At 37.9% G+C, this 20,164-nt stretch carries 24 protein-coding genes; 11 read left to right on the top strand and 13 right to left on the bottom strand.

What is annotated here, in order from left to right; all coding sequences use genetic code 11:
- The 7 genes from dxs to E7480_02995 all read left to right on the top strand — a co-directional run.
- Positions 1–1,730, top strand: a 1,730-nt coding sequence (gene dxs, locus E7480_03025; GenBank protein MBE6903560.1) for a 1-deoxy-D-xylulose-5-phosphate synthase, incomplete at its 5' end; no start/stop codon positions are given.
- A complete protein-coding gene (locus E7480_03020) occupies positions 1,708–2,502 on the top strand; it encodes a TlyA family RNA methyltransferase (GenBank protein MBE6903559.1) in 795 nt (264 codons plus the stop codon). The genes dxs and E7480_03020, both read left to right, overlap by 23 nt.
- A 21-nt stretch (positions 2,503–2,523) precedes the next feature.
- Positions 2,524–3,360 (top strand): NAD(+)/NADH kinase, encoded by an 837-nt coding sequence (locus E7480_03015; GenBank protein MBE6903558.1) that lies wholly within the window; start codon positions 2,524–2,526, stop codon positions 3,358–3,360.
- 18 nt (positions 3,361–3,378) lie between these two features.
- Positions 3,379–3,831: an arginine repressor gene (locus tag E7480_03010; GenBank protein MBE6903557.1), complete on the top strand. Its 453-nt coding sequence runs from the start codon at positions 3,379–3,381 to the stop codon at positions 3,829–3,831.
- Between the two features lie 16 nt (positions 3,832–3,847).
- Positions 3,848–5,506, top strand: coding sequence for a DNA repair protein RecN (gene recN, locus E7480_03005; protein ID MBE6903556.1), 1,659 nt, complete (start codon positions 3,848–3,850; stop codon positions 5,504–5,506).
- A gap of 17 nt (positions 5,507–5,523) precedes the next feature.
- Complete coding sequence (locus E7480_03000) at positions 5,524–6,741, top strand: tyrosine--tRNA ligase (protein ID MBE6903555.1); 1,218 nt, start codon at positions 5,524–5,526, stop codon at positions 6,739–6,741.
- Between the two features lie 98 nt (positions 6,742–6,839).
- Complete coding sequence (locus tag E7480_02995) at positions 6,840–7,364, top strand: hypothetical protein (protein MBE6903554.1); 525 nt, start codon at positions 6,840–6,842, stop codon at positions 7,362–7,364.
- Between the two features lie 50 nt (positions 7,365–7,414).
- On the opposite strand, the gene E7480_02990 is transcribed toward E7480_02995, so the two are convergent.
- From E7480_02990 to E7480_02960, 7 genes are all read right to left on the bottom strand, one after another.
- Positions 7,415–9,538 carry an ABC transporter permease gene (locus E7480_02990; GenBank protein MBE6903553.1) on the bottom strand — a complete coding sequence of 708 codons (2,124 nt, stop codon included), beginning with the start codon at positions 9,536–9,538 and terminating at the stop codon, positions 7,415–7,417.
- Between the two features lie 10 nt (positions 9,539–9,548).
- Positions 9,549–10,448 carry an ABC transporter ATP-binding protein gene (locus E7480_02985; GenBank protein ID MBE6903552.1) on the bottom strand — a complete coding sequence of 300 codons (900 nt, stop codon included), beginning with the start codon at positions 10,446–10,448 and terminating at the stop codon, positions 9,549–9,551.
- On the bottom strand, positions 10,441–10,818 hold the full coding sequence (locus E7480_02980) for a GntR family transcriptional regulator (protein MBE6903551.1): 378 nt from the start codon (positions 10,816–10,818) through the stop codon (positions 10,441–10,443). Before E7480_02980 ends, E7480_02985 begins: the two co-directional genes overlap by 8 nt.
- A gap of 144 nt (positions 10,819–10,962) precedes the next feature.
- Positions 10,963–11,826, bottom strand: a complete 864-nt coding sequence (locus tag E7480_02975; protein MBE6903550.1) for a hypothetical protein — start codon at positions 11,824–11,826, stop codon at positions 10,963–10,965.
- Between the two features lie 154 nt (positions 11,827–11,980).
- Positions 11,981–12,163 (bottom strand): AbrB/MazE/SpoVT family DNA-binding domain-containing protein, encoded by a 183-nt coding sequence (locus E7480_02970; protein MBE6903549.1) that lies wholly within the window; start codon positions 12,161–12,163, stop codon positions 11,981–11,983.
- Positions 12,164–12,324: 161 nt separating this feature from the next.
- On the bottom strand, positions 12,325–12,645 hold the full coding sequence (locus tag E7480_02965) for a helix-turn-helix transcriptional regulator (protein MBE6903548.1): 321 nt from the start codon (positions 12,643–12,645) through the stop codon (positions 12,325–12,327).
- Between the two features lie 388 nt (positions 12,646–13,033).
- On the bottom strand, positions 13,034–13,216 hold the full coding sequence (locus E7480_02960; GenBank protein MBE6903547.1) for an AbrB/MazE/SpoVT family DNA-binding domain-containing protein: 183 nt from the start codon (positions 13,214–13,216) through the stop codon (positions 13,034–13,036).
- Between the two features lie 382 nt (positions 13,217–13,598).
- On the opposite strand from E7480_02960, the gene E7480_02955 reads away from it, so the two are divergent.
- Positions 13,599–13,736 carry a helix-turn-helix transcriptional regulator gene (locus E7480_02955; protein ID MBE6903546.1) on the top strand — a complete coding sequence of 46 codons (138 nt, stop codon included), beginning with the start codon at positions 13,599–13,601 and terminating at the stop codon, positions 13,734–13,736.
- Between the two features lie 129 nt (positions 13,737–13,865).
- Here E7480_02955 and E7480_02950 read toward each other — a convergent pair whose 3' ends face one another.
- From E7480_02950 to E7480_02930, 5 genes are all read right to left on the bottom strand, one after another.
- The gene (locus E7480_02950; protein ID MBE6903545.1) at positions 13,866–13,976 is read right to left on the bottom strand and encodes a sialate O-acetylesterase; all 111 of its coding nucleotides are present in this window, start codon (positions 13,974–13,976) and stop codon (positions 13,866–13,868) included.
- Positions 13,977–13,986: 10 nt separating this feature from the next.
- A complete protein-coding gene (locus tag E7480_02945; protein ID MBE6903544.1) occupies positions 13,987–14,643 on the bottom strand; it encodes a GDSL family lipase in 657 nt (218 codons plus the stop codon).
- Between the two features lie 11 nt (positions 14,644–14,654).
- Positions 14,655–15,686, bottom strand: a complete 1,032-nt coding sequence (locus tag E7480_02940) for a Gfo/Idh/MocA family oxidoreductase (protein ID MBE6903543.1) — start codon at positions 15,684–15,686, stop codon at positions 14,655–14,657.
- Between the two features lie 174 nt (positions 15,687–15,860).
- Positions 15,861–16,049, bottom strand: coding sequence for an alpha/beta-type small acid-soluble spore protein (locus E7480_02935; protein ID MBE6903542.1), 189 nt, complete (start codon positions 16,047–16,049; stop codon positions 15,861–15,863).
- Positions 16,050–16,155: 106 nt separating this feature from the next.
- Complete coding sequence (locus tag E7480_02930) at positions 16,156–17,223, bottom strand: PTS sugar transporter subunit IIC (GenBank protein MBE6903541.1); 1,068 nt, start codon at positions 17,221–17,223, stop codon at positions 16,156–16,158.
- Between the two features lie 157 nt (positions 17,224–17,380).
- Between E7480_02930 and E7480_02925 the strand changes: the two genes are divergently transcribed.
- Genes E7480_02925 through E7480_02915 form a run of 3 tightly spaced genes read left to right on the top strand, consistent with a single transcriptional unit; the run spans position 17,381 to position 19,706 of the window.
- The gene (locus E7480_02925) at positions 17,381–18,310 is read left to right on the top strand and encodes a GPR endopeptidase (protein ID MBE6903540.1); all 930 of its coding nucleotides are present in this window, start codon (positions 17,381–17,383) and stop codon (positions 18,308–18,310) included.
- A 53-nt stretch (positions 18,311–18,363) separates the two neighbouring features.
- The gene (locus tag E7480_02920) at positions 18,364–19,446 is read left to right on the top strand and encodes a hypothetical protein (protein ID MBE6903539.1); all 1,083 of its coding nucleotides are present in this window, start codon (positions 18,364–18,366) and stop codon (positions 19,444–19,446) included.
- Positions 19,443–19,706, top strand: coding sequence for a hypothetical protein (locus E7480_02915; protein ID MBE6903538.1), 264 nt, complete (start codon positions 19,443–19,445; stop codon positions 19,704–19,706). Before E7480_02920 ends, E7480_02915 begins: the two co-directional genes overlap by 4 nt.
- Here the strand turns inward: E7480_02915 and secG are convergent, their stop codons facing one another.
- A complete protein-coding gene (gene secG, locus E7480_02910) occupies positions 19,707–19,955 on the bottom strand; it encodes a preprotein translocase subunit SecG (protein MBE6903537.1) in 249 nt (82 codons plus the stop codon).
- Positions 19,956–20,164 lie beyond the last annotated feature (209 nt).

Here is a 20,164-nt window from a genome sequence, read left to right as displayed (position 1 = left end):
TTGATAATATTTCTAAAACAGGCGGACACCTTGCTTCAAATTTAGGTGTTGTTGAGCTGACCGTTGCCATTCTCAAGGTTTTTGATGTGCCCGAAGATAAAATAGTATGGGATGTGGGACATCAAAGCTATGTATATAAAATTCTCACAGGCAGAAAGGATAAGTTTTGGAGTCTGCGCTCAAAGGGCGGACTGTCGGGCTTTCCCTCTCCTCTTGAAAGCTCTTACGATGCCTTTATAGGAGGACACAGCAGTACCTCCGTTTCTGCGGCATTGGGAATTCAGACTGCAAAAAAGCTTTCGGCAAATAAAAACAAAGCTATTGCCGTTATAGGCGATGGTGCTCTTTCGGGCGGCCTTGCATATGAAGGGCTTAACAATTCCGGCAGAAGCAAAAGCAAAATGGTAGTTATTCTTAATGACAATGAAATGTCAATATCCCAAAACGTAGGAGCTATGGCAAGATATCTGTCGAATTTGAGAAATAAGCCTGCTTATTTTTCACTTAAGGATAAGGTCTTTAATTTTCTTAAGGGAAGTAAACTGGGCAGACGTTTTATCCGTTCAATAATAAGGTCTAAAAAAGCTCTTAAAGAGCTTATTTATAACAATACTGTTTTTGAAGATATGGGCTTTAATTATTTAGGCCCTGTAGATGGGCATAATTTACCTGTGCTTATAAGAGTTTTGGAAAGAGCAAAAACTTTAAATTTGCCTGCCTTTGTGCACGTTAAAACAATAAAGGGAAAGGGCTATGAGCCTGCAGAAAAAAATCCGTCGGGATATCACGGCGTTTCCTGCTTTGATGCTGAATACGGCTGTGAAAACAAAGAGAAAAAAGATTTTTCATATATTTTCGGAAAAACCTTATCCCTGCTTGCTGAAAATGATGAAGATATATGCGCTGTTTCGGCTGCTATGGCTGACGGAACGGGGCTTTCAGGATTTTCTGCAAATTTCCCCAAGAGATTTTTTGACGTGGGAATAGCAGAGCAGCACGCAATAACCTTTGCCGCAGGACTGAGTGCAGGGGGTAAAAAGCCTGTGGTTGCGCTTTACAGCAGCTTTTTGCAAAGAGCCTACGACCAGCTTTTGCACGATGTTGCCCTTGAAAATCAGCATATCGTTATAGGTGTTGACAGAGCAGGTATAACAGGGGAGGACGGCAAAACGCATCAGGGTATATACGATGCGGCGTTTTTAAATACTCTTCCCTCCTTTAACGTGCTTGCGCCTGCAAGCTTTAAAGAGCTTGAAATAATGCTGAAAACGGCATTGTATGATATAGATGCGCCTGTTGTGGTAAGATATCCAAAAGGCAAAGAGTGGGGACAGACTGATTTTGAAGAATTTAAGCCCTACAATTACGAAAACAACGGCGGTAAAATTTTGCTTGTAACTTACGGCAGACTGTATTTTAATATAAAGACAGCACAGCGCTTACTCAATGAAAAGGGAATAGAGTGCGATATACTCAAGCTCAATAAAATAAAGCCGTTAGAGCTTCCCGATAAGCTTAATTATGAGCATATCTTCTTTTTTGAAGAGGGTGTAAGGAATGGCGGAATAGCAGAGAGCTTTGCCAGCCGTTTTCCCTGCCATATAAAATGTGCAGAGGATATAGTATTTCACGGTAAAGTAGAGGAGCTTTTGAAAGAGTGCGGACTTGACAGCGACTCTGTTTTTGAATATGTTTGGAGTGTTATAAATGAGCGAGAAAATAAGGCTTGACATATATCTGACTCAAAACGGCTATGCCGGCGGCAGAGACAGGGCAAAGGCTATGATTATGGCAGGCGAGGTTTTTGTAAATAATCAGCGTGCCGATAAGGCTGGAGATACGGTAGGTCCCGACGATACTGTTGAGGTAAGAGGAAATGCGCTTCCCTTTGTATCAAGAGGCGGCTTAAAGCTTCAGAAGGCTATGGAAAGCTTCGGGATAGAGCTTGAAGATAAAATTTGTATGGACATAGGAGCTTCAACCGGAGGCTTTACCGACTGTATGCTTCAGCACGGAGCAAAAAAAGTATATGCGGTAGATGTGGGCTACGGTCAGCTTGCCTGGAAGCTTCGCACTGATGAAAAGGTTGTAAATATGGAGCGTACCAATATCCGTTACGTAACGGAAAACGAAGTTCCCGACAAGCTTAATTTCGGAAGTGTGGATGTTTCTTTTATATCTCTTAAGCTTGTATTACCCGTGCTTTATAAGCTTTCAGATGAAAAGGGCGAAGCGGTTTGTCTTATAAAGCCTCAGTTTGAAGCAGGACGCGAAAAGGTAGGTAAAAAGGGAGTAGTAAGGGATGAAAAGGTACATAAGGAAGTTATAGAAAATACTCTTGATTTTACCCGTGAAATAGGCTACACTATACTTGGCTTGGATTATTCTCCCATTAAAGGTCCTCAGGGAAATATTGAATTTTTAATGTATATTTCCAAAACAGGACAAGAGGGAGAGTTTGATATTGACGATTTAGTAAAAAGAGCACATAATGAGCTTTAAAAGAAGGGTGGGAAAGAGTGCGTGAAAATATATCTTATTGTAAATCGAGATAAAAAAAGCTGTATTGAAGCGGCAAAAAATATATGTAATGAGCTGTTAAAATTCAGCTGTGAAATTTTCACTGACAGTGATACTGCCAAAGAAAACAATGTTTTTTGTGATGATAAAGCCATTGAAAAGTGCGAATTCGCAATTTCAGTAGGCGGCGACGGCACTCTTTTGCACAGGGCGGCGATACTGGCGCAATATGATATTCCCGTAGTGGGAATAAATTTGGGGAGAGTAGGTTTTTTAACTCAGCTTGAATTAAATGAAATACATTTGTTAAAAGACCTGTTTGAGAAAAATTATACAGTACAGGAAAGAATGCTTTTAGATATAAGCGTTATAAGAAAGAATGAAAAAATTGCTGAATTTACAGCGCTTAATGACGGTGTTATAGGAAAAGGCTCTCTTTCAAGACTTGTAGATGTATGTGTTTACTGTGACTCTAAAAAGGTCAGCGATTACCACGCAGACGGAATTATAGTGTGTACACCCACAGGCTCTACGGCATATTCCTTTTCGGCAGGCGGTGCTGTTATAGACCCGTCGGTAAATGCCATAGGAGTTACTCCTATATGTGCTCACTGTGTTACTGCAAGACCTATTATTTTTAATCCAAATTCTGTACTTAATATAGAAATACCGGAGCAAAGACTTAAAGAAATTTATCTGACTGTTGACGGTCTTCAAGGCTTTGAGCTTTGCCACGGAGACAGGGTAGAATTTATCAAATCTAAAAAAGTGCTTAAGCTTATAAGCTTAAAAAATGATATAAATTTTTATGCTACGTTAAACTCCAAATTGGGCATATAGAAAGGGGCGGAGCAAAAAATGAAAAGACAAAGGCAGAGTAAAATTTTACAGCTTATTACTCAGAACTGTGTTTCAAGACAGGAAGAGCTGGCAAAGCTGTTGAATGACAGCGGATTTGTTGTAACTCAGGCAACGGTTTCAAGAGATATAAAGGATTTAAGACTTGTAAAAATTCTTGACAGCTCCGGCAAATATAAATATGCGCCCGCAGGCACGGGAAACTCTGTTTCATTGGATAACGAAAAATATTTCAATATTATAAGAGAAGGCGCAGTTTCTGTCGATTTTGCACTTAATCTTGTAATAGTAAAATGCCATACAGGAATGGCAGGCGCTGTATGCTCGGCATTGGACGCAACAGCCCACGAAAGTATAGTGGGAACTCTTGCAGGAGATGATACTATTTTTATTGCAGTTAGAAGCGAGGACAAGGCTGCTGCATTGGCGCACGACATAGCAATAATGTTATAATAAAGGAGACAGATATATGCTGTCATCGTTGCATATAGAAAATATTGCAATAATTGAAAAAATAGACGCAAGCTTTGACGGCGGCTTTCTTGTTCTGACAGGACAGACAGGCGCGGGAAAGTCCATTTTGATTGACTCTATTCAAATGGTGTTGGGACAAAGAGCCTCAAGAGACCTTATAAGGTCGGGAGAGAAAAGCGCATATGTGGGCGCTGTGTTTACAAATGTTCCCGAAAGCGTAAACGAGATGCTCCGCCAATTAGGAATAGAGCCTGAGCAGGACGGAAATCTGCTTATAGGCAGAGAGCTGTTTACTGACGGAAAAAGCACCTCTAAAATTAACGGAAGGCCAATAAATCTTTCAGCCTTGAAAGCAGTGGGAGAGAGGCTTCTTGTAATTCACGGACAGCACGATAACTACGAGCTTTTAAGACCTGAGGCTCATATTGAGTTTTTAGACAGCTTTTGTAAAAATGAAAATCTTATTAAGGAATATAAAATAATTTTTGATGAAGCTAAATCCTTAAGAAATAAAATAGCGGCTTTACAGCTCAATGAACAGCAGAAAAATATTCGTATAGCAGAGCTGAAAAAATGCCTTGAAGAGCTTAAGCTTGCCGATATATCCGAGGGAGAGCTTGAAAACCTGCGTGCAGAAAGAATAAGCCTTGAAAACAGCGAGAAAATTGTGGCTTCGGCGGCAAATTCCTATGCGCTTTTATACGAAAACGAGGAAAACGCTTCTTTGATGCTTTCTCAGTGCGAAGGGTTATTGGAGGACGGAGCTCATTACAGCTCTCAGATTGCCGAGCTTAAGCAAAGACTAAGCTCTGCAGCGGCAGAAATAAAGGATATAGCCTCCGAGCTTTCCGTATATCTTGAGGATACGGGCTTTTCTCCTCAAAGGCTTGAGGCAGTCGAGGAAAGAATAGCTCTAATAAACGGGCTTTGCCGTAAATATAATACAGATGACAGCGGCTTGATAAAGCTATCCTCACAGGCAAGTGAAGAATTAGGAAATCTTGAAAGCAGCGAAGAACATATAGATAAGCTTAAAAAAGAGCTTGCTTTAAAAAAAGCAGAACTGAAAAAAGCTGCGGAAGAAATAACAAAATCAAGAAAAATCGGTGCAGAAAAATTAAAGGTATTAATTCAAAACGAGCTTTCTGCTTTGGATATGCCCAAGGTAACCTTTGATACAAGGATACAGGAAGCGGAAAAATATCTGCAAAACGGCGTAGATGTTGTTGAATTTCTAATTTCGGCAAATACAGGCGAGGAGCCTAAGCCGATAGCAAAAATAGCTTCGGGGGGAGAGCTTTCAAGAATTATGCTTGCCCTGAAGAACGTACTTAATAAGGCAGACGGAGCCGACACCTTGATTTTTGATGAAATTGATACGGGTGTATCGGGAAAAACCGCAGAAAAAATAGGTATTAAGCTAAAAGAGGTAGCAAAGGGAAGACAGGTTTTTTGTGTAACCCATCTTGCACAGATTGCCGCCCTTGCTGACAAGCATTATTTAATTGAAAAGAAACAGGATAAAATTAAAACGATGACGACTCTTCAACAGCTTGATTATAACGGCAGAGTAAATGAGCTTGCAAGAATAATCGGAGGAATAAATGTGTCCGATGCAGCAATTGCCGCCGCAAAAGAAATGATAAAACAATAAAAATAAGGAGTATAAAAATGAACGTATTTGACGAACTTCAAAGAAGAGGTATGATAGCTCAGACAACTCACGAAAAGGAGATAAGAGAGCTTTTAGAAAAAGAAAAGGTAACCTTTTATATAGGCTTTGACCCCACGGCAGACAGCCTTCATGTAGGCCACTTTTTGCAGATAATGGTTATGGCTCATATGCAAAGAGCAGGTCATAGACCTATTGCAATTATAGGCGGCGGAACTGCTATGGTAGGAGACCCTTCGGGCAGAACAGATATGAGAAAAATGCTCACTCCCGAGCAGATACAGCACAATGCAAGCCGTTTCCAGAAGCAGATGTCAGGAATAGTTGATTTTTCCGACGGAAAAGCTATTGCAGTAAACAATGCAGACTGGCTTTTAAATCTTAATTACGTAAACTTTTTAAGAGATATCGGAGTACATTTCTCCGTTAACAGAATGTTGTCGGCTGAGTGCTTCAAATCCCGTCTTGAAAGAGGCCTTTCCTTTATCGAGTTTAACTATATGCTTATGCAGAGCTACGATTTCCTTAAGCTTAATGAGGATTACGGCTGTAAGCTTGAATTGGGCGGCGACGACCAATGGTCCAACATCTTAGGCGGTATAGACCTTATACGCAGAGTTAAGGGAGAAGAAGCTTACGGAATGACCTTTACCCTTCTTACAACCTCCGAAGGCGTTAAAATGGGAAAAACTCAGGGCGGCGCAGTATGGCTTGATCCTGAAAAAACATCTCCTTATGAATTCTTCCAGTATTGGAGAAATGTAGGCGACTTAGATGTTATAAGATGTCTTAAGCTTTTGACCTTTATCCCCGTTGAAGAAATTGACGAAATGGCTAAATGGAAGGACAGCGAGATAAACAAGGCTAAAGAAATCCTTGCATATGAGGTTACAAAGCTTGTACACGGTGAAGAGGAAGCAAACAAAGCAAGAGATGCGGCAAGAGCGCTTTTCTCAGGCGGCGCTGCGGCTGACGTGCCCTCTGCGATAATAAAAGGCGAAGATTTTACAGACGGCAAAATAGGAATTCTTGACCTTTTAATAAAAACAGGTCTTGCACCCTCCAAGAGTGAGGCTCGCAGAAATGTTGAACAGGGCGGCGTTTCTTTAGACGACGTTAAAATAACAAATGTAAACGAAGCATTCACAGCTGAACAGGTAAATGAAAAGCTTTTAAAAAGAGGAAAGAAGAGCTTTATTAAAATAATAGTTGAATAGATTATTTAAGCTGACTTGAAAATTTTTCAAGTCAGCTTTTTAAATGTGTATATAACCTTTAAAAATTGCATATACTCCACTGAAAGAGGTGTATATGTATGGATAAAAAGCTGTTATACCGTCAGCTTGCAGGCTTTATATTTACAGGTATAGCGGGAACACTGCTTCATTTTGTATATGATTGGAGCGGAGAAAGTGCTTTTACTGCTTTCTTTTCAGCAGTTAATGAGTCAACCTGGGAGCATATGAAAATATTATTTGTTCCTATGTTTGTTTTCGCTTTAATTCAAAGATTTTTAATCAAGGATAATTACCCGAATTTCTGGTGCGCAAAATTAGCGGGAATTGCGGCAGGCCTTATATCAATACCGATAATTTTTTATACCTATAAGGGTATACTGGGTAAAACGGTAGACTGGTTTAACATAGCTATATTTTTTATAGCAGCGGCTATTGCATATTTGACAGAAGCATATTTTTTGAAAAAAGAAGAGTTTTGCAAATATTCGTCTTTTGCATTTTTTATATTATGCCTGATAGCCTTGACTTTTGTAATATTTACCTGGGCAACCCCCGAAATACCCCTGTTTCAAGACCCTTTAACAAAAATGTATGGTATATGACAAAATGAGCTGTAAAAAACTTCGTTTTTACAGCTCATTTATCTTTAAGATTATTTTTCTGTAATGCCGTTATCCTCTCTGTACTCTGCTATAATATCGTCTATTTCTTGTTGTTGCTGTTGATTAAGGGTTATGAAATAGCCTGCATACAGAGTTTCTTTTTCTTCGGCTTGGGGGTTTACATATCTTATATTTGAATTTATATAATATAGGTTTTCAGCGTCTATGGGATTTTCCTTTGCCCTGCTGAAAATGTCAACAATTTTCTGTGCCTGTTCCATAGAAAAATCATTTTTTTCGACTTTGCCTTCATAAAGAGAAACATCTATCACTGAAAAGGTATTATTTTGCCGAGCTGACAGATGCTCTATATAAAGCTGTGCCCAACGGTTTTCCTTATTGAAAAAGTTATTTATACAAGCGTCAAAATCATCGCCGTTCTGAGAGTTTATAATATTTGTTGCATAGAGCAGCGTTTCGGGAGTTTTATTTGATATCCTAAATTCCGAATAATAGCTTTTCATATTATAGTAGCCGTTGACACCTAAGCCGTAATTCAAGATAATGAGATTTTCCGGAGAGGAGAAGGTATTGCTGTAATTGTGGAGAGCCTGCATAGAGGTATCTAAGGCGTTAAACTCTTTAGAGTAAAGCTCCCAAAGCTTGTTTTTCTGCTCTTTTGTAAGAGTCTCGCCGCCAAAGGATATATTGGTTTCGGAATTTATAGTGGGAAGCGAGGAAACAGCTTTTTGATATTTTTCTTGCGCACTTATTATGTCTGTCAGCCTTTTGCTGTCCTCGGCTGTGAAGAATATCAGACGTCTTTCTTTTTTATTATTTTTAGTTTGAACAGTAACTTTTCTTGAAATACAGTCAATATATAGGTCTTGTAAATTGTCGTTTTCCACTGCCTGTACTGTGTTTTTCAAGCTTTTGGAAACTATTTCATTTAACTGCTCGTCTTCAATTTTAAGGCCTTGTAAAAGCATCTGATTATATGAGGGCTTTTTAATCAGTTGGTTTTTGTCCTCGTTGAAAAGATAAACGCCCTTTATTTCCTGTGCAGTTGGCTGAAAAGACAAAACGTTCTGCTGTGTCAGCAAGGCAGAAAAAGCAAAGATTACATCAAACATAACTATTGCAAGCAACACCGGAGCAGCGGCAAGCAAAGCCTTAAAGCTTTTTGTGCATATAAGCTCATAGGAAAAATAAATTATAAGACATCCAAGAGCTATTATACAAGCGGAAATAAAGGTTGAAGAGTCTATATTCTTTTCAAGGAGAAAAGTAACAGGGATAGCCAAGGAAAGCGGAATTGTCAAAAGACAGCGGTAGATATGCTGTAAGGTTTTGTTTGGTGCGCTTTTTTGCGCCGTTTCCGATTTTCTTTTGTTGAAAAGAAGACAGGCAATAGCAAGATATATTACAGCAACAACAAAGGTATATATCAAAGAGGGAAGCTCAAAGAAAATTATACTGTCAGCATCTACAAACAAAAAGCCGTAAATAGTGTTAAAGGGAATATTTACCTTTGAATTTGTAAAAAAGCTTAAATCCGAAGAGGTTGTAATTAAGGTCAGACGGTTTACCACAAAGGAAAAGAGCATTATTATAAAGCGGGGAAAAAACATAACAAGCCCTGTTAGGATGAAATTTGAAAGAAGCGTGCCTGTTATACTCATAGCTAAAACAGTAGCAGAGAAAACAAGCAGTGAGCCGACAAAAAAGAAAAGAATATTTCCGAAAATGAAAAATGTCGAAAGGGTATCAGCGGGAGAAATTGTATAAAACAATGCCGAAGCGCATACAGCGCAAACAATCATTATTAACAGCCAGCTAAGTACGGCACTTGAAAAGCTTATAAATATACTGCTTCTTGTGTTAGGGATAGAATGATAAAAATCGCTTGCCTTTCTTTTATTGAGAAATCCGAATATATTACTTGACAGCACAAAGGGCGCAAGAAACATAAAGAAAACAAGATAGGGCGAAAGCTCTGCAAAATCAATTGTATGAGCGCTTACGTTTTCAGCGCTGTCCAGATAATTCATTATTGAAACAAAGGGCGGAAGAATTGAAATTGCCGTTGCAAGAACAGTAAAGAGTATGCCGGGGAGCTTAAGCTGATTAAAGGCATCTCTAAAAAGCTTATAATCAAAAAACGTTTTTCTCATTTTAATCACCTCACATCAAAATATCCTTGAAAGCATAGCCTAAAGCTTCCATTTCGTAGACAAATACTTCCTCTAAGGAAAGAGGTAAAACGTCAACAAGTAAAGGCTTGTCCTTTGTAAGTCTGTCAAGAGTTTCTTGTCTGTCTCCTCTTACGATGAAGCTTGATACCTTTCCTTTTTTGGAAAAGTCAAGAATTTCTATGCCGTCAAAAAAGCTCTTATCATATTCAAATTCATAGGCAACCTGTACCTTGAAGAGTGTAGTTTTAAGGTTTTGAACATCACTTTCGAAAACTATGCCGCCCTTATGCAAAAGAGCTAACTGGTCGCAGGTGTCCTCTAATTCACGTAAGCTGTGGCTTGTTATAACTGCAGTTGTTTTTCTTTCACAGACATCTGAATAAATAACATTTTTTACAAGGTTTCTCATTACGGGGTCAAGACCGTCAAAGGTTTCGTCAAAGAAAAGATACTTAGGCATACAGGAAAGAGCTAAAATAGTTGCCGCTTGTCTTTTCATACCCTTTGAAAATGAGCCTATGGGTGTTTTGGGATTGAGTCCGAAGCTGTTTGTTAAGCTATTAAAACGCTCATAGGAAAAGCTGTCATAAATATTAGAATAAAGCCTTGCCATTCTTTTCATATTTGCCTGCGGCAAAAAATAAAGCTCATCAGGCACAAAAACAAAGCTGCTTTTGGCAAGAGGATTTTCAAAAACCTTTTGTCCGTCTATTTCAATGTATCCGTTTTCAGCCTTATAAATGCCTGTTATAAGTCTTAAAAATGTACTTTTTCCTGCGCCGTTACTGCCCACAAGACCGTAAATACAGCCCTCAGGGATTTCACAGCTGAGATTATCAAGAGCTACAAAGCTATCAAATTTTTTGGTTACATCAACAGCTTTAATCATTGTCATTACCTCCGTAATATTCTTTTATCTTATCTATAACCGTTTCCAAGGCTACTCCCGATAGCTTTAAATCCTCAACCGTCGCTCTGAGCTTTTCAAAGCTTTGAAGCTTATCTTTTTTCAGAATTTCAATGGCATTCTTCGATACAAAACGCCCAACACCTGGGACACTGTAGGTTATTCCCCGAAGCTCAAGTTCGTTGTACGCTTTTTGTATTGTGTTGGGATTGACCGACAGCTCAAGAGACAAAGAACGCACTGACGGTATAAGCATATCAGCTTCCAATATTGAGCTGAGAACAAGCTGTTCTACTTGCTCTATAAGCTGTTCGTAAATAGGAACACGGCTCTGCTTATCTATTTTAATCATTAAATATCTCCTTCCCGTTGCAACAGGTGTACTACTACAGATAGTACACTAAGACAATAACATAAAAAAATACTGCTGTCAAGAGTTTTTTTGAAAAAATTTTCCACAATAAAAAAGCGGTGGCGAAACACCACCGCAAAGTATTTATACATTTGAATATTCACGCTCAGTTTTTTTGGGTTGAGCTTCTTTTGTTTCTTTAGCCTTTGGCTTTTTGGTGAGTGCATAGAATATATAATAGAAAGCTATGATATATATTACAAACAAAAGCACTACGCACAGCGGATAGAGTATCTGATTACCCTTAACCAAATTAAAGACGATATCGTAAGGGGTGCCGTCGCCGCGGGAGAGGAACATATAATTACAGTCTACAAAAATATTGGCAATATAGGCGGCAACGCAAAAGGCGCCTAAAATGCCGCTTGTAATGACGATATTTCTCTTTTGCATACTTACCATACCCGAAATAATAATATACAGGGCGGCAAAGCCGGAAATGCAGTGAGTAATTCCCGAAATGAGATTGTCAAAAGAAAATACAGGGTATGCAGAGTAGTTATTTCCTGCACAATATGTACCGAGTATTGCTCCCAAAACTCCGAACACGGTTACAAAATCAAGAGAAGCTTCCTTTATTCTGCCCTTTGAAAATGCCGCCAACGGAATAGTTATAAGCTGAATACTGCACAAAAATAAGGGAAGAACACGAACAAAATAGAAAGCGTCCTCGTGTCTTACGGAAAGGATAACTATTTTAAATATCTCAAAGGCATCAATGAGAAAAGCAGACACTATAAGAACCTTGTTTTTCTGCTTTATTTCTTTATTTTTATATTTCAGTCCAAAAATTATGGCGCATAAAATCATTATTGCAACAAGCACGGTAACAGATATAAGATGCTCCGGGGACATATAGCCCTCTGCCTCACGGGAATATCCGCCGAAACCGAAAAATTCACTTAAGCTCATTTTAATAGCTTGAATACAGAAAATGTATACAAGCACACGCCACCTCTTTTCGACATTATATAATAAGTATACTCCTATTTTTAAAACAATCAATAGCTTTTTTAAAAATTGCTACGGGTATATAACCTTTACAATGAAAAAGATAAGTAAAAGCCTTGTGAAATTTCGATACATCTATGCATTATTTGAATTAAAAATTTTCTTTATTCAATTTTGTTATTTGTATATTGGGAACGCGTAATAGGATACCCTCTTCAGTTCCTATAATTTCAACCTCATCATTCTTTTCCAACTGATAAGTTTTGCGTATTTCTGAAGGAATTGTAATGCGGCCAAGCTCGTCAATGCGACGGAATATTCCAACAAACATCATTTTATTACCTCTTTCATATTAGCTAATAGCATATTTTATATGCTTTACGCCAATGTTATCACTTGTATAATGAAAATTTTGTCGAATTGTGTTGTTAAATAAAAATTTCTTGAAAAAGATAAAAAAAGATGCCGTTGTCGGCATCTTTTCAACGGCATCTTCTATAAATTGCGTAGGTATGCATCTAAAATATCCGCAGCGGTCTTTCTCTGTTGCGGAGTTAAGCCTGCCAGTTTATTTGTAATCTCGTCAAACACATACTCTTTACCCGAGGAAAGCTCATCTCTTAACACGTAGTCTGCTGAAATATCCAAAGCTTCGATTAGCTTAATAAAGATATTCATACTCGGCATCTTAATACCACGTTCTATTTCTCCAAGGTACATAACACCGATATCTGCCTTTTCTGCAAGCACTTCCTGTGTATACCCCTTAGACTTACGGGCTTCTCTCAATTTACTGCCCAATGCTTTCTTGTCCATTTCGTCACTCCTAAGCGTATAGCATTATTTCTTTACTTCAAGTATACGAAAAGGATATCGTTAGTTGAACAAGCAAATAGCGTTGTTTCAATTCGATTAGCTAATTTAAGAAGCAAATTTTTGTATTTAACTGTATATTTTTTTTGCAACAACATAGAATAGGTTTAAAAGGGAGGCTTTACAATGAAAAGAATAAACAGAAATTATGAAACGGAATTTGACAGAGATTTTGAGTTTCAGGATTACGGGGATTGCACCGAGGCTCACCCTTACAGACTTTTAAAGGTTGAAAAGCCTAAAGAAAAAAATCAAAAAAGAAAAAACAACACGGAAAACCAATAGAAAATTCACAATAAAAAGGAGAAGCGCTCGTTTTGAGCCTTCTCCTTTAGTCTTTTTCTTCATTTAATTTTGTTATTTGTATATTGGGGACACGTAACAGAATACCATCCTCGGTCCCTAAGATTTCTACTTCATCATTCTTTCCCAGCTGATAAGTTTTGCGTATCTCCGAAGGAATTGTAATGCGACCAAGCTCGTCAATACGACGGGTTATTCCAACAAACATCATTTTATTACCGCTCTATTATTTTTTACCTATATCTTTATATAAGTATATATTTATATAAGAAAATTGTCAAGTGCATATATATTGGTTAAAATATATATGTGAGGTGATTTTGTGATTAGAATTTGTTTGGATAAAGCACTTGCAAACTTTAATATTAGTCGCTATGAGCTTTCAAAACGCACGGGAATACAGTATCAAATTATTGATAACTATTATAATGGTTATAGTTAGTCGAAACAGTAATACGAAATACTGTTTCGACACCAAATCAATGATTTGGAAGCAAATTTTCAAAGAAAATTTGACAATAACCATTGCAATGATTGTCTTGTGAAATTAAATTTTATAGAATTTGATTTCACAAAGCCGATAAAATCGGCTTATTGAAACGCTTTTCAGCGTTTCGACAAACTACAATCATTATAAAAACAAGGTGAAGAGATATGATAGTTATGTTTTGGAAAGAATATGTTTAGCTCTTAACTGCGGCATAGACGATATATTAGAAATCGAAAATTAACAGCACCCGAGTCCATTTATGGAATCAGGTGCTGTTTTTTGTTTGCATACTTTCTTTGAATATAGTTCATTTTAAAAATTTTCACTATTTTTAATAAAAGAAAGGAGCTGTAAAAAACAGCTCTTTAGTTTATAATTTTGCAAGTGCGTTTCCTGCTTCGTTTGGCGTAGGACAGCACTCCGTTTGTCCTTGCATATTGCTTTGACCTGCAAATATAAGAATGTCAATTTGGTTAGTCATAAAAGCAGCCTCAATTGTGATTGAAATCAAAGCCGCAATGCTTCAGAATTTCCTTTGCCATAAGAGTTGAACCTATCTGATTGGGATGCACTCTGTCCCAAGCTACACTTGAAGAGTGGCATATCTGACAGTAGTTTTCATACATTGTCTGAAAATCTACAAAAATACAGCCATATTTTTCTGCAAGCTTTTTGCAAATTGCAGAGTATTCGTCCATACGGGCACGCATTTTATCTTCTCTGAGATTTTCTATGTAATAGGGAGTACAAACTATAACGCCCTTACACTCTGCTTTTGATGAAACTATCATTTTTTCTAAATTTTCAGCGTATTCCTCAGGGCTGATATGAAAATCAAGAATACAAGGAGAGTCAAACTGACGCCATACGTCATTTATTCCTATGCAGATGCTTATCCAATCGGGCTTGTGATTAAGCACAGTAGTATCAAAACGTGCAAGAAGGTCTCGGCTTGTGTTGCCGCTTATTCCCGAATTGATAACTCTTATATTGAGCTCGGGATAACAGCTTGCCAGAAGAGAGTCAATTATATTTGGATAGCCTTCTCCTAAACCTTTTCCCAGTCTTTCACCGCAGGGGCAAACGCTTCCCATATCGGTAACCGAGTCGCCTGCAAAAACTATTTTGTCATTTTTTTCAAAAATCATAATAAAGCTCCTTATATTTTATTATCGCTTTTCTTTGTAAAACTGCCGTTATCATAAATTGCGCATACAAGCTTTTGAATTTTCAAAGCCTCTTTTGCGCTTATTTCAAGCCTTTCGTTGCCTCTTACACTTTCATAGAATTGCTTTATCTGCTTATAGTGCTGGAAGCCCCAGTAATCTTTTCCGTTTTCGTATTCAAGGGCATCTGTCATATCCTGAGTTGTTTTTTCGACAGTTCCGTCATTATATGTTATTGTTGCATCGTCATAGGAAAGGGTAGCCTTTCCGTTTTCACAGCAAAGACGGATTTCTATATCCTCATCACAGCCATAGTTGTTCATCGCCCAGAAGCTTAAGGTTGCGCCGTTTTTATATTTTATAAAGCCTTCGGCACAGTCGTCAACCTCCATTATTTCGTGGTTTCTGTTATAGAGGCTTGCCTGCACCGTAACAGGCTCATCGTTTATAAACCAGTTTGCTAAGTCGAGGGAGTGGATTGCCTGGTCAATGATAACGCCGCCACCCTCTTTATCCCAGGTGCCCTTCCAGTCGGAAAGAGAATAGTAGCTGTCAGGCTTGCACCAGGTTAAAACGCATCTTGCGGAAATAACCTTTCCCAATTTTCCGCTTTCCAAAGCTTTTTTAACAAGCACGGAAGCATCATTGTATCGGCATTGGAAGATAATTCCGTAAAGGATATTATTCTTTTCGGCAATTTCAATGTTTTTTATGCCGTCCTCATATTTTATGCACATGGGCTTTTCGCATAAAACGTTTATTCCTTTTTCAAGGGCATAACGGGAGATGATGGGATGCAGATAATGAGGTACGCATACGTGCACTATATCGGGCTTTAAGGTATCGAGCATCTCTTTGTAATCGTAAAAGGCTTTAGTATTATATTTTTTTGCGGCGGCATCGGCTCTGTCCTTTTTGATGTCGCACACACCTACAAGCTCAACGTTTTTCAAATTTGCAACAGAGGTTGAATGCATTGTAAATATATTGCCGCAGCCTATAATTGTTGTTCTTAACTTTTCCATTTTATCTCCTTTGTTTACCGCTTGAATATACATATTTTCTTTTTATTAATTATATTATTGCTATTCAAAAAAGTCAATTGGATTTATTTCAAAAAACAATAGTTTGTACACTTATAGTTCGGCAACGTGAAAAATCGCAGTTCCGAAATCGAAACTGCGATTTTTGTTATCTTATTATTTCATTCCGTTTTCAACGGATTCAATCATCTTCTTAACCATCTGACCGCCGATAGAACCAGCCTGTCTTGCTGTAAGGTCGCCGTTGTAGCCTTGCTTCAAGGTAACGCCTACTTCATTTGCAGCTTCCATCTTAAATCTGTCAAGGGCTTCTTTAGCCTGAGGAACTAATGATTTGTTAGACATAATTGTTTACACTCCTTTGCGTTAAACTGTTGCTACGATTTTTTCGTTGCAATAGTATTTTTTGCAAAGGTTAATTTTTTATTATAAGTAATTTTTGTAAATAATTTTATTGCATATCAAGCTTCATATCGCCGAATTTAATCCAGTTCATTTTTCTCATAAATTCACTTACTAAAAGAGAGATAGCAGCGGGCAGAATAAACTGAATTACAACAATTTTAATAAGAACTATCCAGATATTTTCTGTAGCAATCATTGTCTGGAAGCTCATAATCTGACCTACAAAGCCTGCAGAGCCCATTCCTGAACCGACGCTGTTGCTTGTCATATTGAAAAGCATAGTGCTGACAGGACCTAAAATTGCACTGGCAACAATTGCAGGCACCCAAATAATAGGCTTTTTAACAATGTTTGGCATTTGAAGCATTGAGGTACCTATTCCCTGAGCAAGAAGACCTGAGGTTTTATTTTCACGGAAGCTTGCAACTGCAAAGCCTACCATATTACAGCAACAGCCAACAGTAGCCGCACCTGCCGCAATACCCGAAAGACCGAGAGCAACGCCGATTGCCGCAGAGCTTATGGGAAGAGTAAGGAAAATACCCATCAAAACTGAAATAACAATACCCATAACAAAGGGCTGTTGAACAGTAGCCCAGTTTATAATTGAGCCTAAACCATTCATAAGAGCTGAAATAGGAGGTCCTAACAAAAGGCCTACCACAGAGCCTGCCGCTATTGTAACAAGAGGGGTAATAAGAATATCAACCTTTGTTTTACCCGATACTAAATGACCTATTTCAATAGCAACATATGCCGCAATAAATGCGCCCAAGGGTTCACCGGGACCTGCAAAAGCAACAACGGAGCCTTCAACAATAGTACCTGCAATTATTTTTGATGCAAAAGCGCCTATCATACCTGCAGTGGCAGAGGAGAAAACAACAAGAGCGCTCTCTTTAAACTTATAAGCAACGCCTATACCTATTCCTGCACCTGTAACAGAAGCGGCAACCTTACCTAAGGTGAAAATAATGTCACCTATATTTCCGCCTATAAGAGTTCCTATCTGCTGGATTATTGTGCCTACGATAAGCGTCGAAAAAAGACCTAACGCCATACCTGATAATCCGTCAATAAAAAACTTAGATAACCATTTTTTAAATTTGTCCATTTTTATCCTTCCCTGTCATAAAAGTTTTTAATTGGGAATATTTTAGCACTTTAAAATAATAAAATCTACTATAAATTTATCACTATTATATGAATAATTGCTTGTAAAATAGTGAAAACTAAACAAAAAACTACCTATATAAAGAAAGGGCTTTAAAATGGGCAAAAAAAATGTGGTTTCACGTACCGACCTTGCATTAGAAGAACAGGAAAGAGTTCAAAGACAAGGGACTCTCAAGGGTGTTGAGAACGATTGCGAGGAATTTGACGGTTTTAAAATAAACAGAGTCAGAATAGTAAATGAAGAGGGAGCAGAGCTTTTAAATAAGCCTGTTGGTAATTATATAACAATAGAATTTGATGATGTTTTCAGCGACGGTGAAAGATTTGTAAAGCTTATTGAGCTTATTGCAAGTGAGCTTTCGAAGCTTATAGAGCTGAAAAAAGATGACACCGTGCTTATAGCAGGCTTGGGAAACAGTAAGGTTACTCCCGATTCCTTAGGTCCCGAAGCAATAGAGAATATTATTGTTACAAGACATCTTAAAGCTTATGCAAAGGAATATTATGAACAAAGGAAATTAAGAAGCGTAGCCGCAATTTCGCCCGGAGTTTTAGGACAGACAGGAGTGGAAACCGCGGAAATAGTAAAGGGAATAGTAAATAAAATAAATCCTGCGGCAGTTATTGTTATTGATGCTCTATGCTCGGGGAGAATGTCAAGGCTTGCTACAACAGTACAGCTTAGCGACAGCGGAATAGTTCCCGGCGGCGGAGTGGACAATCAAAGAGCAAAAATATCAAAAGAGAGCTTAGGCGTACCCGTTATTTCGGTAGGAGTGCCCACAGTTGTAGATGCCGCAACTCTGACGGCAGATGTTATGTCGAGGCTCAGCGGAAAAGAACCCGATGAAAAAGAAAACGAGGCGATAAGAGAAGCACTTACACCTTACGATGAAAACGTTTTTGTAACACCTAAGGATATAGATTTTATTATTACGGAAATCTCGAAAATAGTAGGCTTTAGTATAAATAAGGCTGTAAACAGCGATATTTCAATTGAAGAAATGGAAAGCTTGTTGGCATAAGAATAAAATTTTTTCATATTATATATTATTTAAAATAAAGGAAGAGATATAATTTGAAAAAAGTTTTATTTTATGCACTTACGTTAATTTTACCTGTTGTTGTACTCATTTCGGGAATGAAAATACAAACATTAAAAAATATTGTATTAAACGGATTTTACTGCAATTTGCCGGGAGCGTGGCTGACGGGGAATATATCAAAAGCTCCTTTGCCGAAGGTTTTAGCAGAGTCTGCTTTTTCACTGCTTAGGTTTTATGAAGAAGCAGAAAGCTTTACTTATGCACAGCAAAGCTTTTCACAGCCGTATTTTAAAAAATATGACGACCAAAAGACAGAACTGCCCGTATCTGTTGTTACCCTTAAGCCTTCCTCAAGTGATGGCTATTTAATATATAACGATGTTTTAATAAAGGATAACAGCACTAAAAAGCCTGATATTAAGGCTATTTTTGAAAGAAAGCTGGATTTGGGTCTGAAGGCTTCTGAGCAAGGTCCGCAGGTTTTGATTTTGCATACTCACGCAACAGAAAGCTTTAATTTAAGCGGAGCTGAAAAATATGATGCAGCTGCAAGCTTTCGCAGTGAAGATACTTCGGAAAATGTAGTTGCGGTGGGTGCTGTATTGGCGCAGGAGCTTGAGAAAAACGGCATAGGAGTTATTCATTCCACCGTTTTACACGACAGCGAAAGCTATTCGGGGGCATACGGCCGTTCGCTTAAAACAGCAGAGGAAATTTTAAAGAAAAATCCCACTATTAAAGTTGTTCTTGATGTCCACAGGGATTCTTTAATAGCTCAGAATAAAACAAAATACCGCCCCATTATAGAAAAGGACGGTATTACAATGGCACAGGTTATGATTGTTATAGGTACGGGAACAGCTTCGCTTCCCAACGATAACTGGAAAAATAATTTGCGTCTTGCGGTATCTCTTCAAGGCAGGCTTGATAAAAGCTGTTCAGGACTGACAAGACCTATTATGCTGAGGGACAGCAGATACAATATGCATCTTTCCAAAGGATATTTGTTACTTGAGATAGGATCCTGCGGAAACACTTTAGAGGAAACAAAAAGAAGCGCTGTGCTGATAGGCAAAGCACTTTCTGAAGAGATAAAAGAGAGATGTGAAAAATGAAAGGAAAAATAAAAGCGTATCTTCTTTCTTTAACAATAAGCTTTATGCTTATGGTACTGAGCTTTGCTTTGGTTGCAGTAGATGTGCAGACAAAAGATATAGCAGGATATATGGGAGATTCAGCAATCAATGTTTTTTTAAACAATTCACAGAAAAGTGATACACAAAAAAATCTGTCGGACACAAAAAAGTATCCGACAGAAATCTTTTTAAATATTAAAGGAATTATAAATCTTTTTCGGCTTATAACCGAGCGTTGACTAAGAAAGCATTGAAACTCCGGCGAGAATAACGCTTACAGCAACGAAAAGGAATGCCAAAATACCTGTTAATTTTGAAAGAACAGCATCTATTCTTCTGCCTTTGTTTTTACCAAAGAAAGTTTCTGCACTTCCCGAAATTGTACCGGAAAGACCTGCAGACTTACCATGCTGGAACAAAACAACAACAACAAGCGCCACACAAAGTACAATATCAATTATTCCTAAAACCCACTGCCAAACAGTCATTTTTTAAACCTCCAAAATAATATATAAATAATAATTTATTTAATAATGATGCAGATAAATGCCTAAAAGCACAAAATCAGCCCTATAATAATAGCATACATTTAAGCGTTTTGCAAGTGTTTTTTGAAAAATTTTATTTGGGAATAAAAAAATGCTTGCTTTTTGATAATTTATCTGTTATAATACAACTTGCATCGTTATTGAAAAGT

It is taken from the genome of Oscillospiraceae bacterium (genome assembly GCA_015067255.1).
Lineage (GTDB): Bacteria > Bacillota > Clostridia > Oscillospirales > SIG519 > SIG519.
This window is presented reverse-complemented; position numbering and strand designations above follow the sequence as displayed.

Bases quoted from the DNA above. Each gene is read 5' to 3' on its own strand.
- recN (MBE6903556.1), top strand. From the start codon at position 3,848: ATGCTGTCATCGTTGCATATAGAAAATATTGCAATAATTGAAAAAATA.
- E7480_02965 (MBE6903548.1), bottom strand. From the start codon at position 12,645: ATGGACAAGAAAGCATTGGGCAGTAAATTGAGAGAAGCCCGTAAGTCT.
- E7480_02935 (MBE6903542.1), bottom strand. From the start codon at position 16,049: ATGTCTAACAAATCATTAGTTCCTCAGGCTAAAGAAGCCCTTGACAGA.
- E7480_02945 (MBE6903544.1), bottom strand. From the start codon at position 14,643: ATGATTTTTGAAAAAAATGACAAAATAGTTTTTGCAGGCGACTCGGTT.
- E7480_03020 (MBE6903559.1), top strand. From the start codon at position 1,708: ATGAGCGAGAAAATAAGGCTTGACATATATCTGACTCAAAACGGCTAT.
- E7480_02940 (MBE6903543.1), bottom strand. From the start codon at position 15,686: ATGGAAAAGTTAAGAACAACAATTATAGGCTGCGGCAATATATTTACA.
- E7480_02960 (MBE6903547.1), bottom strand. From the start codon at position 13,216: ATGATGTTTGTTGGAATAACCCGTCGTATTGACGAGCTTGGTCGCATT.
- E7480_02985 (MBE6903552.1), bottom strand. From the start codon at position 10,448: ATGATTAAAGCTGTTGATGTAACCAAAAAATTTGATAGCTTTGTAGCT.
- E7480_03010 (MBE6903557.1), top strand. From the start codon at position 3,379: ATGAAAAGACAAAGGCAGAGTAAAATTTTACAGCTTATTACTCAGAAC.
- E7480_02990 (MBE6903553.1), bottom strand. From the start codon at position 9,538: ATGAGAAAAACGTTTTTTGATTATAAGCTTTTTAGAGATGCCTTTAAT.
- E7480_02915 (MBE6903538.1), top strand. From the start codon at position 19,443: ATGAAAGGAAAAATAAAAGCGTATCTTCTTTCTTTAACAATAAGCTTT.
- secG (MBE6903537.1), bottom strand. From the start codon at position 19,955: ATGACTGTTTGGCAGTGGGTTTTAGGAATAATTGATATTGTACTTTGT.
- E7480_03000 (MBE6903555.1), top strand. From the start codon at position 5,524: ATGAACGTATTTGACGAACTTCAAAGAAGAGGTATGATAGCTCAGACA.
- E7480_02930 (MBE6903541.1), bottom strand. From the start codon at position 17,223: ATGGACAAATTTAAAAAATGGTTATCTAAGTTTTTTATTGACGGATTA.
- E7480_02980 (MBE6903551.1), bottom strand. From the start codon at position 10,818: ATGATTAAAATAGATAAGCAGAGCCGTGTTCCTATTTACGAACAGCTT.
- E7480_02925 (MBE6903540.1), top strand. From the start codon at position 17,381: ATGGGCAAAAAAAATGTGGTTTCACGTACCGACCTTGCATTAGAAGAA.
- E7480_02970 (MBE6903549.1), bottom strand. From the start codon at position 12,163: ATGATGTTTGTTGGAATATTCCGTCGCATTGACGAGCTTGGCCGCATT.
- E7480_02995 (MBE6903554.1), top strand. From the start codon at position 6,840: ATGGATAAAAAGCTGTTATACCGTCAGCTTGCAGGCTTTATATTTACA.
- E7480_02950 (MBE6903545.1), bottom strand. From the start codon at position 13,976: ATGACTAACCAAATTGACATTCTTATATTTGCAGGTCAAAGCAATATG.